Origin of the sequence: Mycobacterium paraterrae (assembly GCF_022430545.2) — a bacterium.
In the GTDB taxonomy this organism is placed as follows: Bacteria; Actinomycetota; Actinomycetes; order Mycobacteriales; family Mycobacteriaceae; genus Mycobacterium; species Mycobacterium paraterrae.
This window is the reverse complement of record NZ_CP092488.2, coordinates 3,558,610-3,578,769: the sequence shown is the minus strand read 5'-3', so window position 1 is coordinate 3,578,769 and position 20,160 is coordinate 3,558,610. Positions and strand designations below refer to the sequence as shown.

Below are 20,160 nucleotides of genomic sequence, written 5' to 3'. Positions count from 1 at the left end.
TCATCTTGTCGAGCGGCGCCCTTTCGAGGCGGGCTCGCAGGCGAATCCATCGCCGTCGAGGTCGAGGTCGGGCCGGTAGGCGGGATCGGTGGCGGGAATGCTGGACCGTCCGTCGGCGCGTGCCTCACTGCAATTCTGATATGGCGGATCAGCGATAGCCACGGTGGCGTTCTTGATTTCGAAGCTTAATAGCGTCGCGACGACCGCCGCCGAGAGCAGGCTGAGTGCACCCCTACCTCTGGCAATCACGGCGTCATTTTACGTAATGCGTGCGCGTCGAGCACGGTGAACACGTGAAGCCGCAGGCTCCGACAACGCTGCTAGAACAGTGCCATGAGTTCGGCCCACCAGTCCGCGGCGGTCGCCGCGGCGGCATTGGTTTCAGTGCCGAGCGTCGTGACGATGTCGTAGAGGTAATCGGCGCCCGAAGCGCCCTGGTTAACGATGTTGTCGTCGAAAAGAATGGCTCCGAAGTCGTAGTTGCCGGCGTGGAAGCCATTCACACCGGTGTTGACGATGTCGTTACCGGTGCCGAATGGGTCGAAGACGATAGCGGTGTTATTGCTGCTGTCGTAGCCCGACTGAAGAATATCGCCGCTGGCGGTGGCCTCGCTGTCATTGGCATCGATGAAGGCGAAGTCGTGGCTGCCGGCGCCGGCCAGCGCAAACTGGGGCTGGTCGCCGGTGAGGTTGTTGTCGCCGATGTCGATCGCGGTGTTGTAGTCACCACCGCCGGTCAGAGCGATGGCGTTCGTGCCGTCCGCGAACGAGAAGTTGCCGAGACCTGTCTGAGCAGTGGCATTTGACCCGTCGCCGAACGCGATCGCGAGGTCCCCCATGCCTGAAGTCGCCGTGGCGGTGTTGCCTGTGGTCGGGAACAGGTCGTAACCATCGATCGAGATCTGATAATCCAACCCGTCGGCCAAGGCCGGCGCGGCGGCCACCGCCGCGCCAATGCCCATTCCGAGCGCAAACATGCCGAGCTGGGCGAATCCGCGAGCGCTCACTGCGATCTCCTTCATCTCGACCGCGGCGATGAGCCTGTGGTCCCCACATGAAAAACACCTGAAAAAAGCCTGGGCTAGGTGCGAGTGCGGATCAATAGGGGCTTTCCCTACATTTTCGAGACCCTCGGCGCGTGTTCGTCGAGATAGCCGCAATGGGCCGCGCACGAACAGCCGGGCCGTTAGGGTCGTATTGTCGTCGTTGACCGGCTGGTGGAGGCACCATGAGCTATCGGACAATCGTCGTCGGGACTGACGGCTCGGAGTCGTCGTTCAAGGCGGTGGACCGCGCGGCAGCGATCGCGGCGCAGGAATCAGCGAAGCTGATCATCGCGAGCGCGCATCTCGACACATCCGAGAAGGGCGGCTGGTCACGGCCGCCGTCGCCGGATCGCCTGATGGACGGCAGAGCCGCCGACAGCCTGGGCGACTCCGGGTATCGAATGCACGGAAGCGCCCCGGTCTACGCAATTCTGCAGGACGCCCGCGACCGGGCGAAGGCAGCCGGCGCCCACGACATCGAGGATCGGTCGATCGTCGGTGCACCGGTGAGTGCGTTGCTGCACCTGGCAGACGAGGTCAAGGCAGACTTGCTCGTCGTCGGCAACCTGGGCATCGGCACCGTGGCCGGCAGGCTATTGGGATCCGTGCCGGATACCGTCGCCCGCAAGGCCAAGGTCGACATCCTGATCGTCCACACCGTCGGGTAGCGCAGACGCAACGGCGGCGAGGGACGATGTCCCTATGGTCGCCGTATATCGCGCTCCGATGCGGTCCCGCAACGATGCCGTGGAGTTGGAAGCCACTCTCGATCGCGCTCGTCGGCTCGGAATTTGCGGATTCGGGCAACTCGTCAGCCGATCCTCCGAACAGGAGAGACTCGTCCGCCGCATCGATCGCTTCGCCGAGCTGCCCGACGGCTCGTTCGTCTGGACCCGTGACACCGACGGGTTGTTTTGGCTAGGGCGTGTTTCCGGCGCGTACTTCTACGACGCCGACCAAGACGCGATGGCTGTTGACTTGGTACATGTTCGCCCTTGCGAGTGGTTAACCACCCCGATCCTGGAACACGACGCGCCAGCCGCCGCGGTTGCTACCTTCGGCCGGAGTGGCCGCAATTTCCAGGAAATTCACGATCCTTCGATCGGTGAAGAGACACAACGGATTTGGCAAGCACGATGATGTTGAGGCGTGTCGACTAAGGGCCGAGGAATACGTCGTTAAGCGTCACGGTCCGCAAGTTACGCGCGCGGATGAGGTCGCGGAGTTGCCCGTAAACGTGGGTGACCGGCAGATGGTTGAGGTGTCCGATCACAATTGCCTGCGGGGTGAACGACCGTTCGGCCATCTGGACGATGTAGTCCTCGGTGATCACGGTGGAATCCGACAGCGAGCCCGACCACAGCGTGATCGCGCGGTAGCCGAGATCAGCGGCAACGGCATCGACGGCGGCGTTGCGCTTTCCGTAGGGAGGCCGGAAATACGGTCGAGCGTCCACGCCGAAGGCGTTCTTCAAAAAGTCGTCGTTGTGGGTGATCTCGCGTGCGATTCGACTCGCTGGCACCTTTGTCAGGTTCGGATGCGACCAGGTGTGGTTGCCCAGCTGGATCTGGCCGCAGTCGACCAGCGGGCGCAGCAGCGCCAGGTTGTCGGTCCAGGAGCGGTAGGTGCCGTTGACGAAATAGGTCAGCCGGACGCCGGTATCTTTGGCGAACTCGGTGTAGAGGCGTACTACGTCGGTGTTCACGCCGTCGTCGACGGTCAGCGCCAACAGGTTGCCGTTGCCGGGGAGCTTGTTGAGCACGCCGCCACCCGGCAGCGCTACCCGCACTATGGGAGCAGGCGGTGGCAGCAACGCTTCGGCAACGGCTCCGCCGCGCCCTGCCAGCGCCGGTGCGACGGGAGCTGCGCCGGCTTTCGGGGGTGCCGGTGATCCGCCAAGGACGTCGCGCGTCGCGCCGATGCCGCCAATACCGCCGACAACCGCGGCGGAGAGCGCCGCGAGAAATCGGCGCCGGTTCAGCTCGGACACAGACGTAAATCATGCCATCGAGCAAACGCGCAACGCTGAACCTGCCTGCGCGTCGTACACATTTCTGCAGGCAGACGAATTCACGCAGGCAAAGCGAAGACCCCGACCGGTTATTTCCCGATCGGGGTCTTCCTCGGTGGAGCTGCCGGGAATCGAACCCGGGTCCTACGGCATTCCCTCAAGACTTCTCCGTGCGCAGTTCGCTATGCCTCTACTCGGATCTCTCGGTCACGCGAACAAGCCGAGATGACGATCCCAGTCGCTGTTTGATGTCCCCACGGGTCCCGCGACCGAACCCGTGGGTGGGTCCCTCTAGCTGATGCCAGGGTCCGGGCCGAGGGCAGTCCCGGTCTGACAGACACGCAGTCGCTTAGGCAGCGAGTGCGTAGTCGCGCTGATGTGAATCGGCGCTTATATGGTTGCAACGACGCTTACGGTGGTCTCTTGCCTGCACCGGCACGCTTCCCTTGATTCGATGCGCGAAGTCGAAACCGTTCAGCCCCTCGCACCCTCGCCGGATATCGGCAAGACAATCAATCATACGGGTGTTTCAACAGCTCGCCGCGGATTTTTCTTCCGCTACCGATCACGATCCGGCCAACGGTCAACCCCCCGGCTGTAGCCGAGGGGCTGAGCCGAGTACCTAGCTGATCCCTACGACTTCCTTGGCGATGGCAGCGACGCGGGTTTGCGCCGCGGACACGATGCGCTGGCGATTCTTGTGCGCCTCCTCGTAAGCGATGATCGCGCGAACATCGTCGACGGCGTCGAGTTCGCGGATCGAGGCCACCGCGTCGTTGACGTTGAGGCTGTCGTAGTCAGCGATCGGCAGTTCGCTGGCTTCGAGTACGCCGACCTCGGCGCGCGCCGTGTGCAGTGCGTCTGCGGCCTTCGTGGCACCTTCGGAGCGGGTGACCCGCTCGGCGGCCTGCAATGCGGCGGTCTGCGAGGCGGACAATGCCTTCACAGCAATCTCACCGGCATTTCCGCTGCGTTTCACCAGGTCGTTGAGTGCCGGGCCGGTGGAGCGCAGGGCCTCCACGGCCCGGTCGACTCCCCGCGCCGACCACGTGACGGGCAGGTTGACCAGCTTGACCGCCGTGCCTGCGGCCGCCTGCAAAGGGGTCCGCCGCAACGCGGCCGGGCCGCCGAGTGCATCCTCGGCCAACACGGTGGTCAACCAGTCGACAGTCGCGGAGTGCGCGGTGATCAGCCGGTCGGCCAGTGCTTCGACGCCGGGGTGCTTGGCCGCAACCGCCAGCGCCTTGGTGTAGCGCGCCCGGTCGAGCAGCTGGTCCTCGAGTGCGAGGTCGCCCAGCAATGCCTCTTCGAACGGAGCGGCCTGCTCGGTGAGCGCCTTGACGGCGGCGGCCGCGCGACCAAGGAATGGCCCGATGACATCGGGGAATCCCCCGAGTTCGCGAATCTGCGCCTCGATGGCTTCGGCGCGCTCACGGCCGTGAGCGGCATTCTGGGCGAGCTCCCGGCGCACGGCATCCGTGCGGGCCTGGGCAACTCGAGTTTCGGCGACCTGGATCTCGGTGTTGGTCAGATCCAACAGTGTGCGCAGTTGGGTCAGTAGTTTTGTCGTGTCCGGTGTGCTCAAAATTCTCAGCCCCCTGGTTAACGAATGTGCTTCGACGCGGCCGGGCGCGCCCGTTGAGGTCGCCTACCCGTCGCCGTCGGGCGTGTATGCGTACGACGACCGAGTGTGAGCCATGTCACTGTTCGCGCGGCTTTGACCAGCGCCGCCGGGTCAGACACGAAGTTGAGCCGGTCGAAGTCAGGCCGCGGCGATCATGCTGACCGACATCGCGGCCAGCACCATGCCGATCGCCTGCCATCGGGTCAGCCGCTCGCGCAACACGATGATCGCCAAAACCACCGTCGTCGCGGGGTACAGCGATATCAAGATGCTGGCCAGCGACAGCATCCATTTCTGGATCGCCAGCAGCATGCTGACATTCGCGCACGTATCGAGTAGTGCCGCAAGCACCGCCAAGCGCAAGGGCGTGGTCGAGGGAAGCTGCAGGTTCTTGCTCGCCGCGGCCAGCGCCACCACCAGCACGGTCGCCGCGGCGCGGGCGAAGAACAGCGGCCACATCCGGCAGACCACCGGGGCTTGATGCAGCAGCACGAAGTCCAGACCGAAAGCTACGCCCGAGCCGATGGTGAGCCAGGCGACCTTGCTGGTGAATCGGTGCGTACGGACGTCCTGGTCATCTGGCGACTCCCGGCTGACCAGGAGCACCGCAAACATCGCCAACACCACGCCCAGCGAGGCGATCGCGCCCGGTCGCTCACCGAGCGCTACCCCGACCGCGACGGGAACCGCCGCATTCAGCACCGCGGCCAGCGGTGAGACCACCGAGATCGGCCCGGCGCTTACCGCGGCGTAGAACCAGTAGACCCCGATCGCCTGGCTGATTCCGTAGAGCGAACCCCACAACAACGCGCCCGGGTGAATCGGGCCGCCGGCGGTGAAGGCCAGCACCCCCAGCAACAACGTCGCCAGCGGGTATGTCACCAACATGATGCGCAGCGCGGCCGCGCGCCGGGAAGCTACGCCCCCGACGAAATCACTGACGCCGTAGCTGACTGCAGAAAGCTGGGCGTATGCCGCTCCGATCAGCTCATGCCCTTGGCTCGTCTACCCAGTTCGCGAACCACTTCGCGCTGGGCATCGCGCTTGGCCATGTCTTGCCGCTTGTCGTGCGCTTGCTTACCGCGCGCTAATGCAAGCTCCACCTTGACTTTTCCTTCGGAGAAATACATCGACAACGGAACGAGCGCGAGGTTACCATCCTTGATTTTGCCGATGAGAACATCGATTTGGCGTCTGTGGAGAAGCAGCTTCCGGTTGCGGCGCGGCGCATGATTGGTCCAGCTGCCGTGGTGATACTCAGGAATGTGCAGGTTACGCAGCCAAACCTCGCCGTCGTCAACGGTGGCGAACGCGTCGGCCAACGACGCTTTGCCTTCCCGCAAACTTTTAACTTCAGTGCCGACTAAAACCACGCCGGTCTCGTAGACGTCCAGAATCGAGTAGTTGTGGCGAGCCTTGCGGTTGGTCGCCACAATCTGCCGGGCCGGAGCGGATTTGTTCGGCGGCTTCTTGGCCATCGCTACCGCCGCACGTAGAGGCGCAGCGTCACGTATGACGTGACGCCGGCGATCGCGACGCCGACCAGCAACAGCAACGGCGAGATGTAGAGGATGTCGGCGTAGTCCACTTTCGCTATCAGATGCGCTTGGTAGAACTGACTCAACGCGCTGTCGAGGAACAATGCCCGCACCACGATCAGCCCCAGAATCGCGATCACGACACCGACAGTCGCGGCGAGCATCGCCTCGACCAGGAACGGCAACTGGGTGTACCAGCGCGTCGCCCCGACCAGGCGCATGATGCTGATCTCAGTGCTGCGTGTGCGCGCGGCAACCTGAACCATGTTAGCGATCAACAGGATTGCTCCGATCGCCTGAACCAGCGCGACGGCGAAGGCCGCGTCGGAGAGCCCGTCCAGCACCGCGAAGAGCCGGTCGATCAGCTCCTTTTGGTTGAGCAAGTGATCGACCCCGGGCTGGCCTTGCATCGCGGCGTCGAATTCCGCGTGCTGCTCAGGGTTTTCGAGCTTGACGACGAAGGACGCCGGAAATGCGTCCTTGCTCGCCAGATCCTTGAATTGCGGGATCTTTCGGATGGCGTCGTTGTAGGCATCCTGCCGGTTGAGAAAGCGCACCGACTTGACGTCGCTGCGCTTTTCGATCTTCTCGCGCAAGGCCTTACATTCCGGGCTCTCGCAGTTCATGTCGTTGGCCGAGATGTCGTTGGTCAGAAAGACCTGGGTCTCGACCCGGTCGAGATAGATGCTGCGCGAATGGTCGGCCAAGCGGACTACCAGCAGACCGCCACCGAACAGCCCGATGGAGATGGCGGTGGTCAGGATCATTGCGACGGTCATCGTCACGTTGCGACGAAATCCGGTCAGGACCTCGTTGAAGAGAAAGCTAAAGCGCACTTACCGGTCCATCCCGTAGACGCCGCGTTGCTCGTCACGCACCAGCCTGCCCAGCGACAGCTCCACGACGCGCTGCCGCATCGAGTCGACAATGTGATGGTCGTGGGTCGCCATCAGCACCGTGGTGCCGGTGCGATTGATCCGCTCCAGCAGATCCATGATGTCGCTACTGGTCTCCGGGTCGAGGTTGCCGGTGGGTTCGTCGGCGAGCAAGATCAGCGGCCGGTTGACGAAAGCGCGTGCGATGGCCACCCGCTGCTGCTCGCCACCGGACAGTTCGTGGGGCAGTCGGCTGGCCTTGCCGGACAGGCCGACCATCTCGAGCACATCAGGGGTCACCCGGTTGATGACGTCGGGCTTCTTCCCGATCACCTCCAGCGCGAACGCGACATTCTCGAACACAGTCTTCTGCTGTAAGAGCCGGAAGTCTTGGAAGACGCATCCGATCACCTGCCGTAGCCGGGGAATGTGCCGGCCGGCCAACGTATTGACGTGAAACTTCGAGACCCGGACATCACCTTTGGTCGGCGTCTCGGCCCCGAGCAGCAACCGCATGAACGTGGACTTGCCAGAACCCGACGGACCGATCAGGAAGACGAATTCACCCTTGTCAATCTTGAGGTTGACGTTGTCCAGTGCGGGTCGCGCCGATGACTTGTACTGCTTGGTCACGCGGTCGAGGGTGATCATCACGGGTCGCCAGTCTAACCGTGAACGGCAGGTGTCCGGACGACGCGGCGCACTGGCAAGCCAGGACGCATCATCGGGGCGGTGCCGGTGTCGGGCCAGGAGGCGCGGGCGACGGCGTCGTGGTGCCGGGCCCGAACGGCGGCGGCAACACGATCGGCGGGAACAACGGCGGCGGCGTGGTTGTGGTCGTCGGGGGTGTGGTCGGCGGCGTGGTCCGGGCCGTCGTGGTGGGCGTGTAGGTCGGGGTGTTGTAGGTGGGCTGAGGCTGCTGTACCCGCGTCCGCGGTACCCAGGTGTAGTTGGGGTCTGGGACGTATCCGGGCGGCACGACTTGCGGCGCTGCCGGCGGTGGCGGTGGATGCGGCTTGTAGGTGTTGTACGTCCACCACGCCGCGCAGAACGCGATGACCAATACCAGCGTCGACGTCCGGACTCGCCCGCCGAACATGAAGTTCGGCCATTGCTTGTCGGCGTCTCGGCTGGGGTTTTCCAGGAAGTTGAGGGTGAGCTTCATCAGTGCTGAACCGACTCGCGGGCTTTTTCGTACTCGTGCTGTTGGGCTGCCGCCACCTCGGCGCCCGGACCTTCCACGACGCCTACCTTGGCGTCCTCGGCGGTCATGATGCCGGCACGGGCCAGCGCCCGGATGACCAAGACGCGCAGCTGGCGGCCGGCTTCGAACTGTTTACCGGGCAGGGTCCGGGCCACCAGGCGCAGGGTCACCGTGTCGACCTGGATGCTCTCGACACCCATCAGAGTGGGTGCATCCAGCAGGAGGTCCTTGAGGATGGGATTTTCCAGGGCGCTTTCGCACTCCTGGCGCAGCACCTCCGCAACCCGGTTGAGGTCGGCGGTGGTCGAAACGGGGATGTCCACCACCGCACGCGCCCAGTCCTTGGACTCGTTGACCGCCTTGACGATCTGACCATTCGGAATGGTCAGCACCTCGCCGTTTGGCGACCGTAGCCTGGTCACACGCAGCGTCACGTTTTCGACCGTGCCGCTGGCTTCGGTCGCCGAGACCACGGTCAGCGTCACCAGGTCACCAAACCCGTACTGCTTCTCGACGATCAGGAAAAAGCCGGCCAGGATGTCTCGGACCACCTGCTGGGCGCCGAAACCGAGGGCCGCACCGATCACCGTCGCGGGTGCCACCAGGCCTGCGACCGAGAAGCTGAACACGTCAGCTATTCGGACGATGCACCAGATCGCGATCAGGACGATCGCCACCCATTGGGCGACCGACGCCAGGGCCTGCCGATGCTTGGTCGACTCGGACCGGACCAGCGCGTCACCTTCGACGAATCGCTCGTCGAGTTGTCGGCTTATCTGCTCGGTGACCCAGGTGACAAATCGGACGGCCAAGACGGCGGCGATCACCACCATCACCAAGCGCAGGCCACGGGTGATGATCCATTGACCCAAAACGCCGTGCCAGAAGTCGTGCCAGCGCTGCGCCGTGCTCACCGCTAGAAGCGTTGTATTACTCGTCATCTTTTCTGTTACGCCACCTGATTCCTGCTTCCAGGAACCCATCGATGTCTCCGTCGAGAACGGCCGCCGGGTTACCTACCTCGAACTCGGTGCGTAGGTCCTTGACCATCTGATACGGGTGCAGCACATAGGAGCGCATCTGGTTACCCCAGGAGCTGCCGCCGTCACCCTTCAGGGCATCGAGCTCGGCGCGTTCTTCTAAACGCTTGCGTTCCAACAACTTTGCCTGAAGCACCCGCATCGCCGCAACCTTGTTCTGCAGCTGCGACTTCTCGTTCTGGCAAGTGACGACGATACCTGTCGGGATGTGGGTCAGACGAACCGCCGAGTCGGTGGTGTTCACCGACTGACCCCCGGGACCGCTGGAGCGATACACGTCGACGCGCAAATCCCCTTCAGGGATGTCGATGTGGTCGGTGGTCTCTACGACCGGCAGCACCTCGACTTCGGCGAATGATGTCTGCCGTCGGTTCTGGTTGTCGAACGGGCTGATGCGCACCAGTCGATGCGTGCCCTGTTCGACGGAGAGCGTTCCGTAGGCGTACGGGGCGTGGACGGCGAATGTCGCGCTCTTGATCCCGGCCTCTTCGGCGTAGGACGTGTCGAAGACCTCCACCGGGTATTTGTGTTGCTCGGCCCACCGGATGTACATCCGCATCAGCATCTCGGCCCAGTCAGCGGCGTCCACCCCGCCGGCGCCAGAGCGGATGTTGACCAGCGCTTCGCGCTCGTCGTATTCACCGGATAGCAGCGTGCGGACTTCCATCGCCTCGATGTCGGCGTGCAGAGCCTTCAATTCGGCGTCGGCCTCGGCCTTGGCGTCCGCTTCATCCTCCTCGGCGGCAAGTTCGTACAGCACCGGCAGGTCGTCGAGCCGCTGGCGCAGCCCTTCGACGCGGCGCAGCTCGCCTTGGGCGTGGGACAACTCACTGGTGACGCGCTGTGCCCGGGCTTGGTCGTCCCACAGATTGGGATCGGCGGCTTCGTGCTCGAGCTTGTCGATGCGGCTGCGCAGACCGTCGACGTCGAGCACTCGCTCCACCGTGGTCAGCGTGGTGTCGAGAGCTGCGATATCAGCTTGGCGGTCGGGGTCCACGCCTGATCACGTTACCGGCCAGCGCGATCAAGACCCACGGCGACAATGCGCTGCACCCCGTGGAGCAAGATCTAGCGCGGCAATCAGCGCTGCCCGCCACGGACGATGCGGCCTGCCGTTTAGCATCGTGGCTTATGCGTCCGTATCACGTTGCGATCGTCGGGTCTGGACCCTCGGGATTCTTCGCGGCGGCTTCCCTGCTCAAAGCCGCCGATGCCGACGACAACTTCGACATTGCCGTCGACATGCTGGAGATGCTTCCCACGCCATGGGGTTTGGTGCGCTCCGGGGTTGCGCCGGACCATCCGAAGATCAAGTCGATCAGCAAGCAATTCGAGAAAACGGCCGAGGACCAGAGGTTCCGGTTTTTCGGCAACATCGCGATCGGTGAGCACGTCACCGCGCCCGAGCTTGCGGAGAAATACGACGCGGTGGTCTACGCGATCGGTGCCCAATCCGACCGGCCGCTGAACATTCCCGGCGAAGAACTGCCGGGCAGCGTCGCTGCGGTCGACTTCGTCGGCTGGTACAACGCGCACCCGCACTTCGAAGAGGTCACACCCGACCTGTCCGGAGCCCGGGCGGTCGTCGTCGGTAACGGCAACGTCGCGCTCGACGTCGCCCGCATCTTGGTGACGGAGCCGGACGAGCTCGCCAAGACCGATATCGCCGACCACGCGCTGGAGTCGCTGCGCCCCCGCGGCGTGGAAGAAGTGATCGTGATCGGTCGCCGCGGGCCCCTGCAGGCCGCGTTCACCACGTTGGAGCTTCGCGAACTGGCCGACCTGGAGAACGTCGACGTGATCGTCGACCCTGCCGACTTCGAGCACATCAGCGAGGACGACGCGGCGGCGGTCGGCAAAGTCTGCAAGCAGAACATCAAGGTGCTCAAGGGCTACGTAGGTAAGGAGCCCCGCCCAGGGCACCGACGGATCGTGTTCCGGTTCCAGACCTCACCGATCGAGATCCACGGCCAGGAGCGTGTGGAAAAGATCGTGCTGGGACGCAACGAACTGGTCACTGACGACAGCGGGCGGGTGATCGCCAAGGACACCGGTGAGCGCGAAGAGCTGCCCGTGCAGTTGGTGGTCCGCTCGGTGGGCTACCGGGGGGTCCCCACCGAGGGCCTGCCGTTCGACGAGAAGTCCGGGACCATCCCGAACAGCGACGGCCGGATCGAGGGCAGTCGCAACGAATATGTCGTGGGCTGGATCAAGCGCGGTCCGTCCGGCGTGATCGGCACCAATAAGAAGGACTCGCAGGACACCATCGACGCGCTGATCGCCGACCTCACCGCGTCGGCCGACAAGGCGGACTTCGGCCCCGACCACGCCGACCTGATCGCCGCGTGGCTGCTCGAACGCCAGCCCAAGGTCGTCACCGATGCGCACTGGAAGCTGATCGACGAGCACGAGCGATCAGCGGGTGAGCCGCACGGGCGGCCGCGGGTCAAACTGCCGAACCTGACCAAGTTGCTGCATATCGGGCACGGCTGACGGCCGTCACTCGGCCGTCGGCGGGGTCTCCGGCGGCTCGTGGGGTTCGGTTGGCTCCGCCGGTCTCGGCGGTTCGGCTGGGGCGAACGCCCACTTTTCGGGATTGCGCTGGGAGTACACCACCGGCCTCAACTCCCCCATCGCCGGCCATCGGTCGACGTCGGCCGTCATTCGCTGGTAAACGGTGAAGTCACTGACGGTCGGCCCGTCGATGACGCCAGTGATCGTGACGTACTGCTCGCCGACGGCGTCTGGGCGTGGACTGACCCCGGTGATCAGCAACGTGCCGCTCAGCCAGTCACTGCCAGGGCGCTGACGAAACACGCGAGGCGCCAGCAGGCCAGCCCCGATCGCGATGATCAGCAGTACCGCGAGGATTTCCCACACGACGCCATGGTAGGTCGCCGGCGATCAGACAGACGTATCCCGATAGTCGGGGTGCCAATGCACCTGTGTGATCCGTTCAGCCAGTTCGTCGTCGCTTCGCTTCGGCGCGACACCCTCGGCCACCGCCTGCTGCGCGACGGCCTGCGCAATCCGGATGGCCACATCGGGCGCATCAGACCATGCCGGCAGCAGCGGCGCGTTCGGATCACTGAGCGCCGGCGATGCGTCACCGAGAGTGGCCGCGGCGACTCGCATCATCTCGTCGGTGACTCGAGTAGCCTGCGCGGCGGTCACGGCCAGCCCCATCGCCGGGAAGATATAGACGTTGTTGCACTGCGCCACAACATGTTCCACACCGTCGCGGTTGATCGGTGGAAACGGGGACCCGGTGGCGATCAATGCCCGCCCGTCGGTCCATGCGTCCAACTCGGCCGGGTGCGCCTCCGCGCGACTGGTCGGGTTGGAAAGCGGGAAGATGATCGGCCGTTCGGTCTTGGCGGCCATTTCGCGCACGATCGACTCGGTGAATGCCCCTGTGGCGGTGGACAATCCGAGTAGGACCCCAACATCGACGTGGTGGACGACGTCGGCGAGTTGAGCCGGGCCCGACAGGTCCCAGTCGGCGACGCGCTCGGCGGGTTGCGCGAAATCGCGCTGCGCCTCCGATAGGTCGGTGCGATCGTCGGTGAGCAGACCGGCCACATCGACCACCCAAATACGTTCCGAGGCAGCCTGTTCGGTCAGCCCCTCGGTTACCATCTCGCGACGGATCATGTCGAGAACGCCGATGCCCGCCGAACCGGCTCCCAGCATGACCACGTTCTGTTCCGACAACGGTCGATCGGCGACCTTCGCAGCGCCGTGCAACGCGCCGAGTGCGACGGCGGCGGTGCCCTGGATGTCGTCGTTGAAGGTGAGCAATGTGTCGCGATAGCGGCCGAGGATCGGCAGCGCGTGCGCGGTGGCGAAGTCCTCCCACTGCAGCAGGACATCCGGCAGCGCTTTGTGGACCGCGGTGACGAAGCGGTCGATGAATTCGTAGTACTCGTCGCCGTCGATGCGGCGGTGGCGCCACCCCAGGTAACGCGGATCCTGCAGGAGTTCGACGTTGTCGGTACCCACGTCGAGCACGATCGGCAGCGTGCGGGCCGGATCGATCCCACCGATCAGGGTGTAAAGCGACAGCTTGCCGATCGGGATGCCCATCCCGCCGATTCCTTGGTCACCCAGACCGAGGATGCGCTGGCCGTCGGTTACCACGATCACGTCGACCTCGCGTTGGGGTCGGTTGTCCAAAACCTCGTCCAAGTAGTCGCGGTCAGGATAAGAGACGAACAATCCCCTTGGCCGACGATAGATTTCGCTGAAGCGCTGGCACGCTTCACCGACGGTTGGCGTGTAGACGACCGGCAACGATTCGGGGATATGGTCGCGCAGCACCCGGTAGAACAGCGTCTCGTTGCGATCCTGCAGGGCCCGCAGATAGATGTGCCGATCCAGATCGTCGCGACGGGTGGAGAATTCGTGCCAGCAATGCGCCGCCTGCTCGTCCTGCGTCTTGACCGCCGTCGGCAGCAACCCCAACAGACCGAGCTCGTGGCGTTCGGATTCCGAGAAGGCCGTGCCCTTGGTCGTCAGCGCGTCAAAAAGGGCGGCTTGCCCTCGTTTCTGGTCAGCCACCCTTAATGTCCCTTCTGATGCGATATCGGCCTTGATCGCAGCTCACCGGAATCATCGCTGATCCGCCCGCGGACCGTGCACGGAAGTGTGCGTCCCCCAGTTGAACGAATTCGAAACGAACCCGCCTGCGCAAGAATGCGGGGTCGAGGATTACATAGACGTCACAGCGGGCGCGAAAGGCGGGCAAATGAGCGACGACGACCTAGCGGTGGGGTTGAGCCTTGCCGATCAGGCCGACGAGGTGACCTTGGCCCGATTCGGCGCGGTCGACCTCCGCGTCGACACCAAGCCCGACCTGACGCCGGTGAGCGATGCGGACCATGCGGTCGAAACGGGGCTGCGCGAGACATTGCGCGGCGTCCGCCCCGACGACAGCGTTCTCGGTGAGGAATTCGGCGGCACAACCAGTTTCGCGGGACGGCAGTGGATCATCGACCCGATCGACGGCACCAAGAACTTCGTGCGTGGCGTACCGGTCTGGGCCAGCCTGATCGCGCTACTCGACGACGGCGTGCCGCAGGTGGGTGTCGTCAGCGCTCCTGCACTGCAGCGACGTTGGTGGGCGTCGGCCGGCAACGGCGCTCACGTCACCGTCGGCGACGGACCCGCGCGGCGGTTGTCGGTTTCAGCTGTCGCGCAGCTAAATTCGGCCAGCCTGTCGTTTTCCAGCCTGTCCGGCTGGGCTGAGCTCGGCATTCGCGATCGCTTCCTCGAGCTCACCGACGACGTCTGGCGGGTACGTGCGTTTGGCGACTTCCTGTCGTACTGCTTCGTGGCCGAAGGCGCCGTCGACATCGCGGCTGAGCCCGAAGTGTCGGTGTGGGATCTGGCCCCGCTCGACATCCTGGTCCGCGAGGCGGGCGGCCGATTCACCAGTCTCGACGGCACCGGAGGACCGCATGGCGGCAACGCGGTGGCGACCAACGGTCTGCTGCATAACCAGGTCCTGGGGAAACTCGCTGCTGATTAAGCCGAAAACGTGTGAACTAAGTAACAGGTACTTTCTATCTTACTTTGGAGTAAGATAGCGTCATCGCACTGCCCCAACGACCGAGGCTGCATTCATGACAAACACTGTCACCCCCGCACATGGCTCACGAAACGGCTCCAAGCAGCGCCCCAAGCGCAGCGGCAAGGAGTCTGCAATCGGCCAGCAGACCCACAAGCGCACCGGCATCGACGTGGCGATCGGACTGCTCACGCCGCTGGTCGGCCAGGAGTTCCTGGACAAGTACGGCCTGCGCGACCCGCTGAATCGCGGACTGCGCTACGGCACCAAGCAGATCTTCTCCGCCGCCGGAGCGGCGAACCGCCAGTTCAAGAAGGTGGAGAATCTGCGCGGTGGCGCGACCCGACTGAAGACCAGCGGCAAGGACTACTACGACCTGACGCCCGACGACGACCAGAAGATGATCGTCGAGACCGTCGAAGAGTTCGCTGCCGAGATCCTGCGCCCGGCGGCGCACGACGCAGATGCGGCGACTACCTACCCTGCAGACCTCGTAAAGAAGGCCGCGGAGTTGGGCATCACCGCGATCAACATCCCCGAGGAGTTCGACGGCATCGCCGCCGAGCGCTCCAGCGTCACCAACGTCCTGGTTGCCGAGGCGCTCGGCTACGGCGACATGGGTCTGGCCCTGCCGATCTTGGCGTCGGCCGGCGTGGCCGCCACGCTGACCCATTGGGGCAGCGCCGGCCAGCAGGCGACCTACCTCAAGGAGTTCGCCGGCGACAACGTGCCGCAGGCCTGCGTGGCGATCGCCGAACCGCAGCCGCTGTTCGACCCGACCGCGCTGAAGACCACCGCCGTCCGGACTCCCAGCGGCTACCGTTTGAACGGCGTCAAGTCCCTGGTTCCGGCTGCTGCCGACGCCGAACTATTCGTCGTCGCAGCCCAACTCAACGGTAAGCCGGCGCTGTTCATCGTGGAGTCGTCGAGCGACGGTCTCTCGGTGAAAGCCGACCCCAGCATGGGTATCCGCGCCGCGGCACTCGGCCGCGTCGAATTGAACAACGTCGCGGTGCCGCTGAGCGCACGACTGGGCGAGGACGACGCGACCGACTCGGACTACTCCGAAGCCATCGCGCTGGCCCGGCTGGGCTGGGCCGCGCTCGCAGTCGGTACCTCACATGCGGTGCTCGACTACGTCGTTCCCTATGTGAAGGAACGCGAGGCGTTCGGTGAGCCCATCGCCCACCGCCAGTCCGTCGCCTTCATGTGCGCCAACATCGCGATCGAACTCGACGGTCTCCGACTGATCACCTGGCGCGGAGCCGCTCGCGCCGAACAAGGGCTGTCGTTTGTCCGCGAGGCCGCATTGGCCAAGAAGATCGCTACCGACAAGGGCATGCAGATCGGCCTGGACGGCGTGCAGTTGCTCGGTGGCCACGGGTTCACCAAGGAACACCCCGTCGAGCGCTGGTACCGCGACCTTCGAGCTATCGGTATAGCCGAGGGCGTCGTCGTCATCTAAGTCGGACTTCTACAAGGCAACGAAAGACCAATCATGGCAATCAATTTGGAACTCCCCGGCAAGATGCGCGCGGTGATCGAGAAAGCCCACCAGGGCGCCGCCGAGATGATGCGGCCGATCGCACGCAAGTACGACCTCAACGAGCACGCCTACCCGGTCGAGCTCGACACGCTCGCCGAGCTCTACGCTGGCGCCTCAGAGTCCAACACGCTGGATATGGCCGGCGCCAACGGACTTCGCGCCAGCGAGAGTAACGGCGAGAACCGCAACGGCGCCAACATGGCCGCGGCGCTGCAGGCGCTGGAGGCCAGCTGGGGCGACGCCGCCATGCTGCTGTCCATCCCCTTCCAGGGCCTCGGCAACGCCGCGGTGTCCGCCGTCGCCACCGACGAGCAGCTCGAGCGACTCGGTCGGGTCTGGGCCGCGATGGCGATCACCGAGCCGGGCTTCGGTTCCGACTCCGCGGCGGTGACCACGACCGCCAAGCTGGACGGTGACGAGTACGTGATCAACGGCGAGAAGATTTACGTCACGGCTGGCTCGCGGGCCACCCACATCGTGGTGTGGGCGACCCTGGACAAGTCGAAGGGTCGGGCTGCGATCAAGTCGTTCATCGTGCCGCGCGAGCACCCCGGTGTGACTGTCGAGCGGCTCGAGAACAAGCTCGGCATCAAGGGCTCCGACACCGCCGCGATCCGGTTCGAGAACTGCCGAATCCCGAAGGACAACCTGCTCGGAAACCCCGAAATCGAGCCGGGCAAGGGCTTTTCCGGCGTGATGGAGACTTTCGACAACACCCGTCCGGTGGTTGCCGCGATGGCCGTCGGCATCGCCCGCGCCACACTGGAGGAGCTGCGCAAGATCATGACCGACGCCGGCGTGGACATCTCCTACGACAAGCCGGCCCAGGTGCAGAGCGCCGCCGCGGCGGAGTTTCTCCGGATGGAAGCCGAGTGGGAGTCCAGCTACCAGCTGACCCTGCGCGCCGCATGGCAGGCCGACAACAACATCCCGAACTCCAAAGAGGCGTCGATGTCGAAGGCCAAGGCCGGCCGGGTGGGCAGTGACATCACCCTGAAGGCTGTCGAATTGGCCGGTACCATCGGCTATTCCGAGGAGACACTGCTGGAGAAGTGGGCGCGCGATTCGAAGATCATGGACATCTTCGAAGGCACTCAGCAGATCCAGCAACTGGTGGTCGCCCGGCGGCTGCTGGGCCTGTCGTCGTCCGAACTGAAGTAACCGTCAGGATCACCGGCTTCGCTCGCCTGCCAGGTCGAGTGCGATGTCGATGAGCATGTCTTCCTGACCGCCGACCATTCCCCGGCGGCCGGCTTCCTCTAGGAGTGTGCGGGCATCGATATCGAAGCGGCCCGCAACCACTTCGGCGTGCCGCAAGAAGCTCGAATACACGCCCGCGTAGCCGAGAGTCAGCGTCTCGCGATCTACGCGCACGGGGCGGTCCTGCAGCGGGCGGACGATGTCGTCGGCGGCATCTTGCAACGCGTGTAGATCGCAGCGGTGCCGCCATCCCAGACGGTTCGCCGCCGCGATGAACACTTCCAGCGGCGCATTGCCTGCGCCGGCTCCCATTCCAGTCAAGGATGCGTCGACGCGAGAGGCGCCGTGCTCCACCGCGGCGATGGAGTTTGCGACACCCAACGTCATGTTGTGGTGCGCATGGATGCCGATTTCGGTTGCGGGCGAGAGGTTTTGGCGTAATGCATCGACCCGCTCCGCGACATCCCGCATCATCATCGCCCCGCCCGAGTCGACCACGTATACGCACGACGCTCCATAGCTTTCCATCAGCTTCGCCTGTTGACTCAAGACTTGCGGGGTAGCGAGATGACTCATCATCAAGAATCCGACAGCGTCCATTCCGAGGTCACGGGCGGCTTCGACGTGCCGGGCCGCGACGTCGGCTTCGGTGCAGTGAGTGCCCACCCGCACGACCGTCGCCCCGGCCCGGTGAGCATCGCGGAGGTCTCGGACGCTTCCGACGCCGGGCAGCACTAGGGTGGCGACCTTGGCTTGCCGCACCACGGCGGCGACGGCTTCGATCCACTCCACGTCGGTGTGCGCGCCAAAGCCGTAAATACAGCTGGAACCGCCCAGGCCGTCACCGTGTGCAACCTCGACGGAGTCCACGCCGGCGGCGTCCAGAGCACCCGCAATCTTCGCGGCCTGCTCGAGTGTGTATTGGTGGCGCACGGCATGCATTCCGTCACGCAGAGTGACGTCGCTGATGTAGATCATCGGATGACTCCTGGCGTTTCGCAGCCACGGGCAGCGATCCGCTCGGCCGTGTTGAGGGCCGCCGCCGTCACCAGATCGAAAGGTCCTGCGTGAAAGGGAAAATGGTCCGCCGCGCCGATGATCTCCAGAAACATGGTGACACGAGTGCCGCTGAACTTGCCGGTCTCCGGGATGACGAGCGGGTCGGCGGCCGGGATGGTGTCGAACTGGATCGGTCGCTTGAGCCGGTACCCAGGCGCGTAGGCCCTGACCTTCTGAACCATCGCCGCGACATCATGTTCGATGCGATGCCGATCGGGGTCACCTTCGAGCAGGCAGTACACGGTGCAGCGAGCGGCAGGCGGCGGGTCGGCGGGGGTCACGATGGAGATCGTCTTCGCGCGCTGCGCGCCGCCGACGAATTGCACAGCGGCGGTTGTTTGTTCGTTCACGTGATCGATGTCGGTCCGCACGTCAGAACTCACCGCTTTGGTGGAAATCGATGACACGACCTCGGCGTACGACACGATGGCACTCCGCGTCATCGCAGCGACTACGGGGACGCCGACCTGAGCATCCCCCGTGGCCATGTTCAGATAGGCATCGTCGAGATTGTCGTCGAGATTCACCGCAGGCACGCACCAAGGCCCAGTCCCCGGAACCAGGTCGATCATGCGAGCCGCCGACCCGGTGGCACGATCACGGCCCCCGGGCAGGGTGTTGAATACGACTCGTGCGTCGGGGAATTCGTCGACGTGCATCGCCGAGATCGCCGAGACCGGCCCGTTGCGTCGTCCGATCTTCATCATCAGGTCGGTGCCGACCGGCCCGCTGCCGAGCACCAGCGCCGGAAAACTGCCCCTCGCCATCACCTGCGGTTACCTTCGGAGACCAGCCGCAGCGCGGTGTCGTACAGCGCCTGAGCGTGCAACTCGAAGAGCTCAAGCAAATTCACCGCGTCGCCATGGATCTCGCTGGCGATGAACAGCCCGTCGGCACCCGCGATCGCATACGTAACGAGTTGATGGATCTGCACATCGCTCAGGTCCGGGGCGAACTGGCGCATGTTGTCGGCTAATTGGCCGTGGGTTTGCGCGCGCACTTGGAGGAACATCGCGCGTGCTTTCGGCTCGACCGGGCGGCGTTCCAGCGACAGCATCAGGCCCAGCCGGATGAAGTCGGGCGAGTCCAGCAGGGCCTTCGCGATCTGCATCGCCATACCGGCCAAACGATCACGCGCCGAGCCTTCGACAGGAATCTCCCAGGCCTTCGCCCAGTCGGCAAAGCTGCGCTCGATCACCGCCGCGATCAAGTCGTCTTTGTTCTTGAAGTGCCAATAGATGGAGCTTGCCGGCAGCCCGCACTTGGCACTGACCAACGCGATGCTGGCGCCCTCGTAGCCGCGCTCGGCCGCGATCTCGGTAGCGGCTTCGAGGATGCGTTCGCGCGACAGCTCCCCGTCAGCACGCTTGCGGCGCGCCGGTTCCGATTTCTTGGCCACGGCATCCCCTTGACTCTGTAGTGATCGCTACATTACCGTAATAATCACT

General features: G+C 64.4%; 22 protein-coding genes and 1 other RNA gene. 6 read left to right on the top strand and 17 right to left on the bottom strand.

Annotation, left to right across the window (positions count from 1 at the left end; translation table 11 throughout):
- The gene (locus MKK62_RS17280; protein ID WP_240258669.1) at positions 1-249 is read right to left on the bottom strand and encodes an excalibur calcium-binding domain-containing protein; all 249 of its coding nucleotides are present in this window, start codon (positions 247-249) and stop codon (positions 1-3) included.
- A gap of 71 nt (positions 250-320) precedes the next feature.
- Complete coding sequence (locus MKK62_RS17275; RefSeq protein WP_240258670.1) at positions 321-1,007, bottom strand: hypothetical protein; 687 nt, start codon at positions 1,005-1,007, stop codon at positions 321-323.
- Between the two features lie 221 nt (positions 1,008-1,228).
- Between MKK62_RS17275 and MKK62_RS17270 the strand changes: the two genes are divergently transcribed.
- Both MKK62_RS17270 and MKK62_RS17265 read left to right on the top strand, forming a co-directional pair.
- Positions 1,229-1,714 (top strand): universal stress protein, encoded by a 486-nt coding sequence (locus MKK62_RS17270; protein ID WP_240258671.1) that lies wholly within the window; start codon positions 1,229-1,231, stop codon positions 1,712-1,714.
- Positions 1,715-1,748: 34 nt separating this feature from the next.
- Complete coding sequence (locus tag MKK62_RS17265) at positions 1,749-2,186, top strand: GAF domain-containing protein (protein WP_240258672.1); 438 nt, start codon at positions 1,749-1,751, stop codon at positions 2,184-2,186.
- Positions 2,187-2,202: 16 nt separating this feature from the next.
- Here the strand turns inward: MKK62_RS17265 and MKK62_RS17260 are convergent, their stop codons facing one another.
- From MKK62_RS17260 to prfB, 10 genes are all read right to left on the bottom strand, one after another.
- Positions 2,203-3,027, bottom strand: a complete 825-nt coding sequence (locus MKK62_RS17260; protein WP_240264099.1) for a polysaccharide deacetylase family protein — start codon at positions 3,025-3,027, stop codon at positions 2,203-2,205.
- A gap of 143 nt (positions 3,028-3,170) precedes the next feature.
- Positions 3,171-3,539: a transfer-messenger RNA gene (ssrA, locus tag MKK62_RS17255) on the bottom strand.
- Between the two features lie 140 nt (positions 3,540-3,679).
- Entirely contained in the window at positions 3,680-4,642 is a 963-nt protein-coding gene (locus MKK62_RS17250) for a ferritin-like domain-containing protein (RefSeq protein ID WP_240258673.1), read from the bottom strand.
- A 177-nt stretch (positions 4,643-4,819) separates the two neighbouring features.
- Positions 4,820-5,668: an EamA family transporter gene (locus MKK62_RS17245; protein WP_240264100.1), complete on the bottom strand. Its 849-nt coding sequence runs from the start codon at positions 5,666-5,668 to the stop codon at positions 4,820-4,822.
- Positions 5,665-6,159, bottom strand: a complete 495-nt coding sequence (gene smpB / locus MKK62_RS17240; protein WP_240258674.1) for an SsrA-binding protein SmpB — start codon at positions 6,157-6,159, stop codon at positions 5,665-5,667. Before smpB ends, MKK62_RS17245 begins: the two co-directional genes overlap by 4 nt.
- A gap of 2 nt (positions 6,160-6,161) precedes the next feature.
- Positions 6,162-7,055 (bottom strand): permease-like cell division protein FtsX, encoded by an 894-nt coding sequence (gene ftsX, locus MKK62_RS17235; RefSeq protein WP_240258675.1) that lies wholly within the window; start codon positions 7,053-7,055, stop codon positions 6,162-6,164.
- On the bottom strand, positions 7,056-7,745 hold the full coding sequence (gene ftsE, locus MKK62_RS17230) for a cell division ATP-binding protein FtsE (protein ID WP_240264101.1): 690 nt from the start codon (positions 7,743-7,745) through the stop codon (positions 7,056-7,058).
- Positions 7,746-7,815: 70 nt separating this feature from the next.
- A complete protein-coding gene (locus MKK62_RS17225) occupies positions 7,816-8,259 on the bottom strand; it encodes an Rv3103c family proline-rich protein (protein WP_240258676.1) in 444 nt (147 codons plus the stop codon).
- On the bottom strand, positions 8,259-9,239 hold the full coding sequence (locus MKK62_RS17220) for a mechanosensitive ion channel family protein (protein ID WP_240258677.1): 981 nt from the start codon (positions 9,237-9,239) through the stop codon (positions 8,259-8,261). Before MKK62_RS17220 ends, MKK62_RS17225 begins: the two co-directional genes overlap by 1 nt.
- On the bottom strand, positions 9,229-10,335 hold the full coding sequence (gene prfB / locus MKK62_RS17215) for a peptide chain release factor 2 (RefSeq protein ID WP_240258678.1): 1,107 nt from the start codon (positions 10,333-10,335) through the stop codon (positions 9,229-9,231). The genes MKK62_RS17220 and prfB overlap by 11 nt, the downstream gene beginning before the upstream one ends.
- A gap of 134 nt (positions 10,336-10,469) precedes the next feature.
- On the opposite strand from prfB, the gene MKK62_RS17210 reads away from it, so the two are divergent.
- A complete protein-coding gene (locus MKK62_RS17210) occupies positions 10,470-11,831 on the top strand; it encodes an FAD-dependent oxidoreductase (protein WP_240258679.1) in 1,362 nt (453 codons plus the stop codon).
- Between the two features lie 6 nt (positions 11,832-11,837).
- On the opposite strand, the gene MKK62_RS17205 is transcribed toward MKK62_RS17210, so the two are convergent.
- Positions 11,838-12,218 (bottom strand): hypothetical protein, encoded by a 381-nt coding sequence (locus tag MKK62_RS17205; RefSeq protein ID WP_240258680.1) that lies wholly within the window; start codon positions 12,216-12,218, stop codon positions 11,838-11,840.
- A 24-nt stretch (positions 12,219-12,242) separates the two neighbouring features.
- Positions 12,243-13,898 carry an NAD-dependent malic enzyme gene (locus MKK62_RS17200; protein ID WP_240258681.1) on the bottom strand — a complete coding sequence of 552 codons (1,656 nt, stop codon included), beginning with the start codon at positions 13,896-13,898 and terminating at the stop codon, positions 12,243-12,245.
- Between the two features lie 187 nt (positions 13,899-14,085).
- Here MKK62_RS17200 and hisN point away from each other — a divergent pair, with 187 nt between their 5' ends.
- The 3 genes from hisN to MKK62_RS17185 all read left to right on the top strand — a co-directional run bounded on the left by hisN (position 14,086) and on the right by MKK62_RS17185 (position 17,614).
- Positions 14,086-14,868 carry a histidinol-phosphatase gene (hisN, locus tag MKK62_RS17195; RefSeq protein ID WP_240258682.1) on the top strand — a complete coding sequence of 261 codons (783 nt, stop codon included), beginning with the start codon at positions 14,086-14,088 and terminating at the stop codon, positions 14,866-14,868.
- A 94-nt stretch (positions 14,869-14,962) separates the two neighbouring features.
- Positions 14,963-16,372 carry an acyl-CoA dehydrogenase family protein gene (locus MKK62_RS17190; RefSeq protein ID WP_240258683.1) on the top strand — a complete coding sequence of 470 codons (1,410 nt, stop codon included), beginning with the start codon at positions 14,963-14,965 and terminating at the stop codon, positions 16,370-16,372.
- Between the two features lie 33 nt (positions 16,373-16,405).
- Positions 16,406-17,614 carry an acyl-CoA dehydrogenase family protein gene (locus MKK62_RS17185; protein WP_240258684.1) on the top strand — a complete coding sequence of 403 codons (1,209 nt, stop codon included), beginning with the start codon at positions 16,406-16,408 and terminating at the stop codon, positions 17,612-17,614.
- Between the two features lie 9 nt (positions 17,615-17,623).
- Here the strand turns inward: MKK62_RS17185 and dmpG are convergent, their stop codons facing one another.
- The 3 genes from dmpG to MKK62_RS17170 are packed head-to-tail and all read right to left on the bottom strand — an operon-like array spanning position 17,624 to position 20,111.
- Entirely contained in the window at positions 17,624-18,631 is a 1,008-nt protein-coding gene (dmpG, locus tag MKK62_RS17180) for a 4-hydroxy-2-oxovalerate aldolase (protein ID WP_240258685.1), read from the bottom strand.
- Positions 18,628-19,479 (bottom strand): acetaldehyde dehydrogenase (acetylating), encoded by an 852-nt coding sequence (locus tag MKK62_RS17175; protein ID WP_240258686.1) that lies wholly within the window; start codon positions 19,477-19,479, stop codon positions 18,628-18,630. Before MKK62_RS17175 ends, dmpG begins: the two co-directional genes overlap by 4 nt.
- Positions 19,479-20,111, bottom strand: a complete 633-nt coding sequence (locus MKK62_RS17170; RefSeq protein WP_240258687.1) for a TetR/AcrR family transcriptional regulator — start codon at positions 20,109-20,111, stop codon at positions 19,479-19,481. The genes MKK62_RS17175 and MKK62_RS17170 overlap by 1 nt, the downstream gene beginning before the upstream one ends.
- Positions 20,112-20,160: the final 49 nt, after the last annotated feature.

What these genes read in the sequence shown, in the direction of transcription:
- MKK62_RS17270 (WP_240258671.1), top strand. Translation starts at nt 1,229, where the DNA reads ATGAGCTATCGGACAATCGTCGTCGGGACTGACGGCTCGGAGTCGTCG.
- MKK62_RS17265 (WP_240258672.1), top strand. Translation starts at nt 1,749, where the DNA reads ATGGTCGCCGTATATCGCGCTCCGATGCGGTCCCGCAACGATGCCGTG.
- smpB (WP_240258674.1), bottom strand. Translation starts at nt 6,159, where the DNA reads ATGGCCAAGAAGCCGCCGAACAAATCCGCTCCGGCCCGGCAGATTGTG.
- ftsE (WP_240264101.1), bottom strand. Translation starts at nt 7,745, where the DNA reads ATGATCACCCTCGACCGCGTGACCAAGCAGTACAAGTCATCGGCGCGA.
- MKK62_RS17225 (WP_240258676.1), bottom strand. Translation starts at nt 8,259, where the DNA reads ATGAAGCTCACCCTCAACTTCCTGGAAAACCCCAGCCGAGACGCCGAC.
- MKK62_RS17220 (WP_240258677.1), bottom strand. Translation starts at nt 9,239, where the DNA reads ATGACGAGTAATACAACGCTTCTAGCGGTGAGCACGGCGCAGCGCTGG.
- MKK62_RS17210 (WP_240258679.1), top strand. Translation starts at nt 10,470, where the DNA reads ATGCGTCCGTATCACGTTGCGATCGTCGGGTCTGGACCCTCGGGATTC.
- hisN (WP_240258682.1), top strand. Translation starts at nt 14,086, where the DNA reads ATGAGCGACGACGACCTAGCGGTGGGGTTGAGCCTTGCCGATCAGGCC.
- MKK62_RS17190 (WP_240258683.1), top strand. Translation starts at nt 14,963, where the DNA reads ATGACAAACACTGTCACCCCCGCACATGGCTCACGAAACGGCTCCAAG.
- MKK62_RS17185 (WP_240258684.1), top strand. Translation starts at nt 16,406, where the DNA reads ATGGCAATCAATTTGGAACTCCCCGGCAAGATGCGCGCGGTGATCGAG.
- dmpG (WP_240258685.1), bottom strand. Translation starts at nt 18,631, where the DNA reads ATGATCTACATCAGCGACGTCACTCTGCGTGACGGAATGCATGCCGTG.
- MKK62_RS17175 (WP_240258686.1), bottom strand. Translation starts at nt 19,479, where the DNA reads ATGGCGAGGGGCAGTTTTCCGGCGCTGGTGCTCGGCAGCGGGCCGGTC.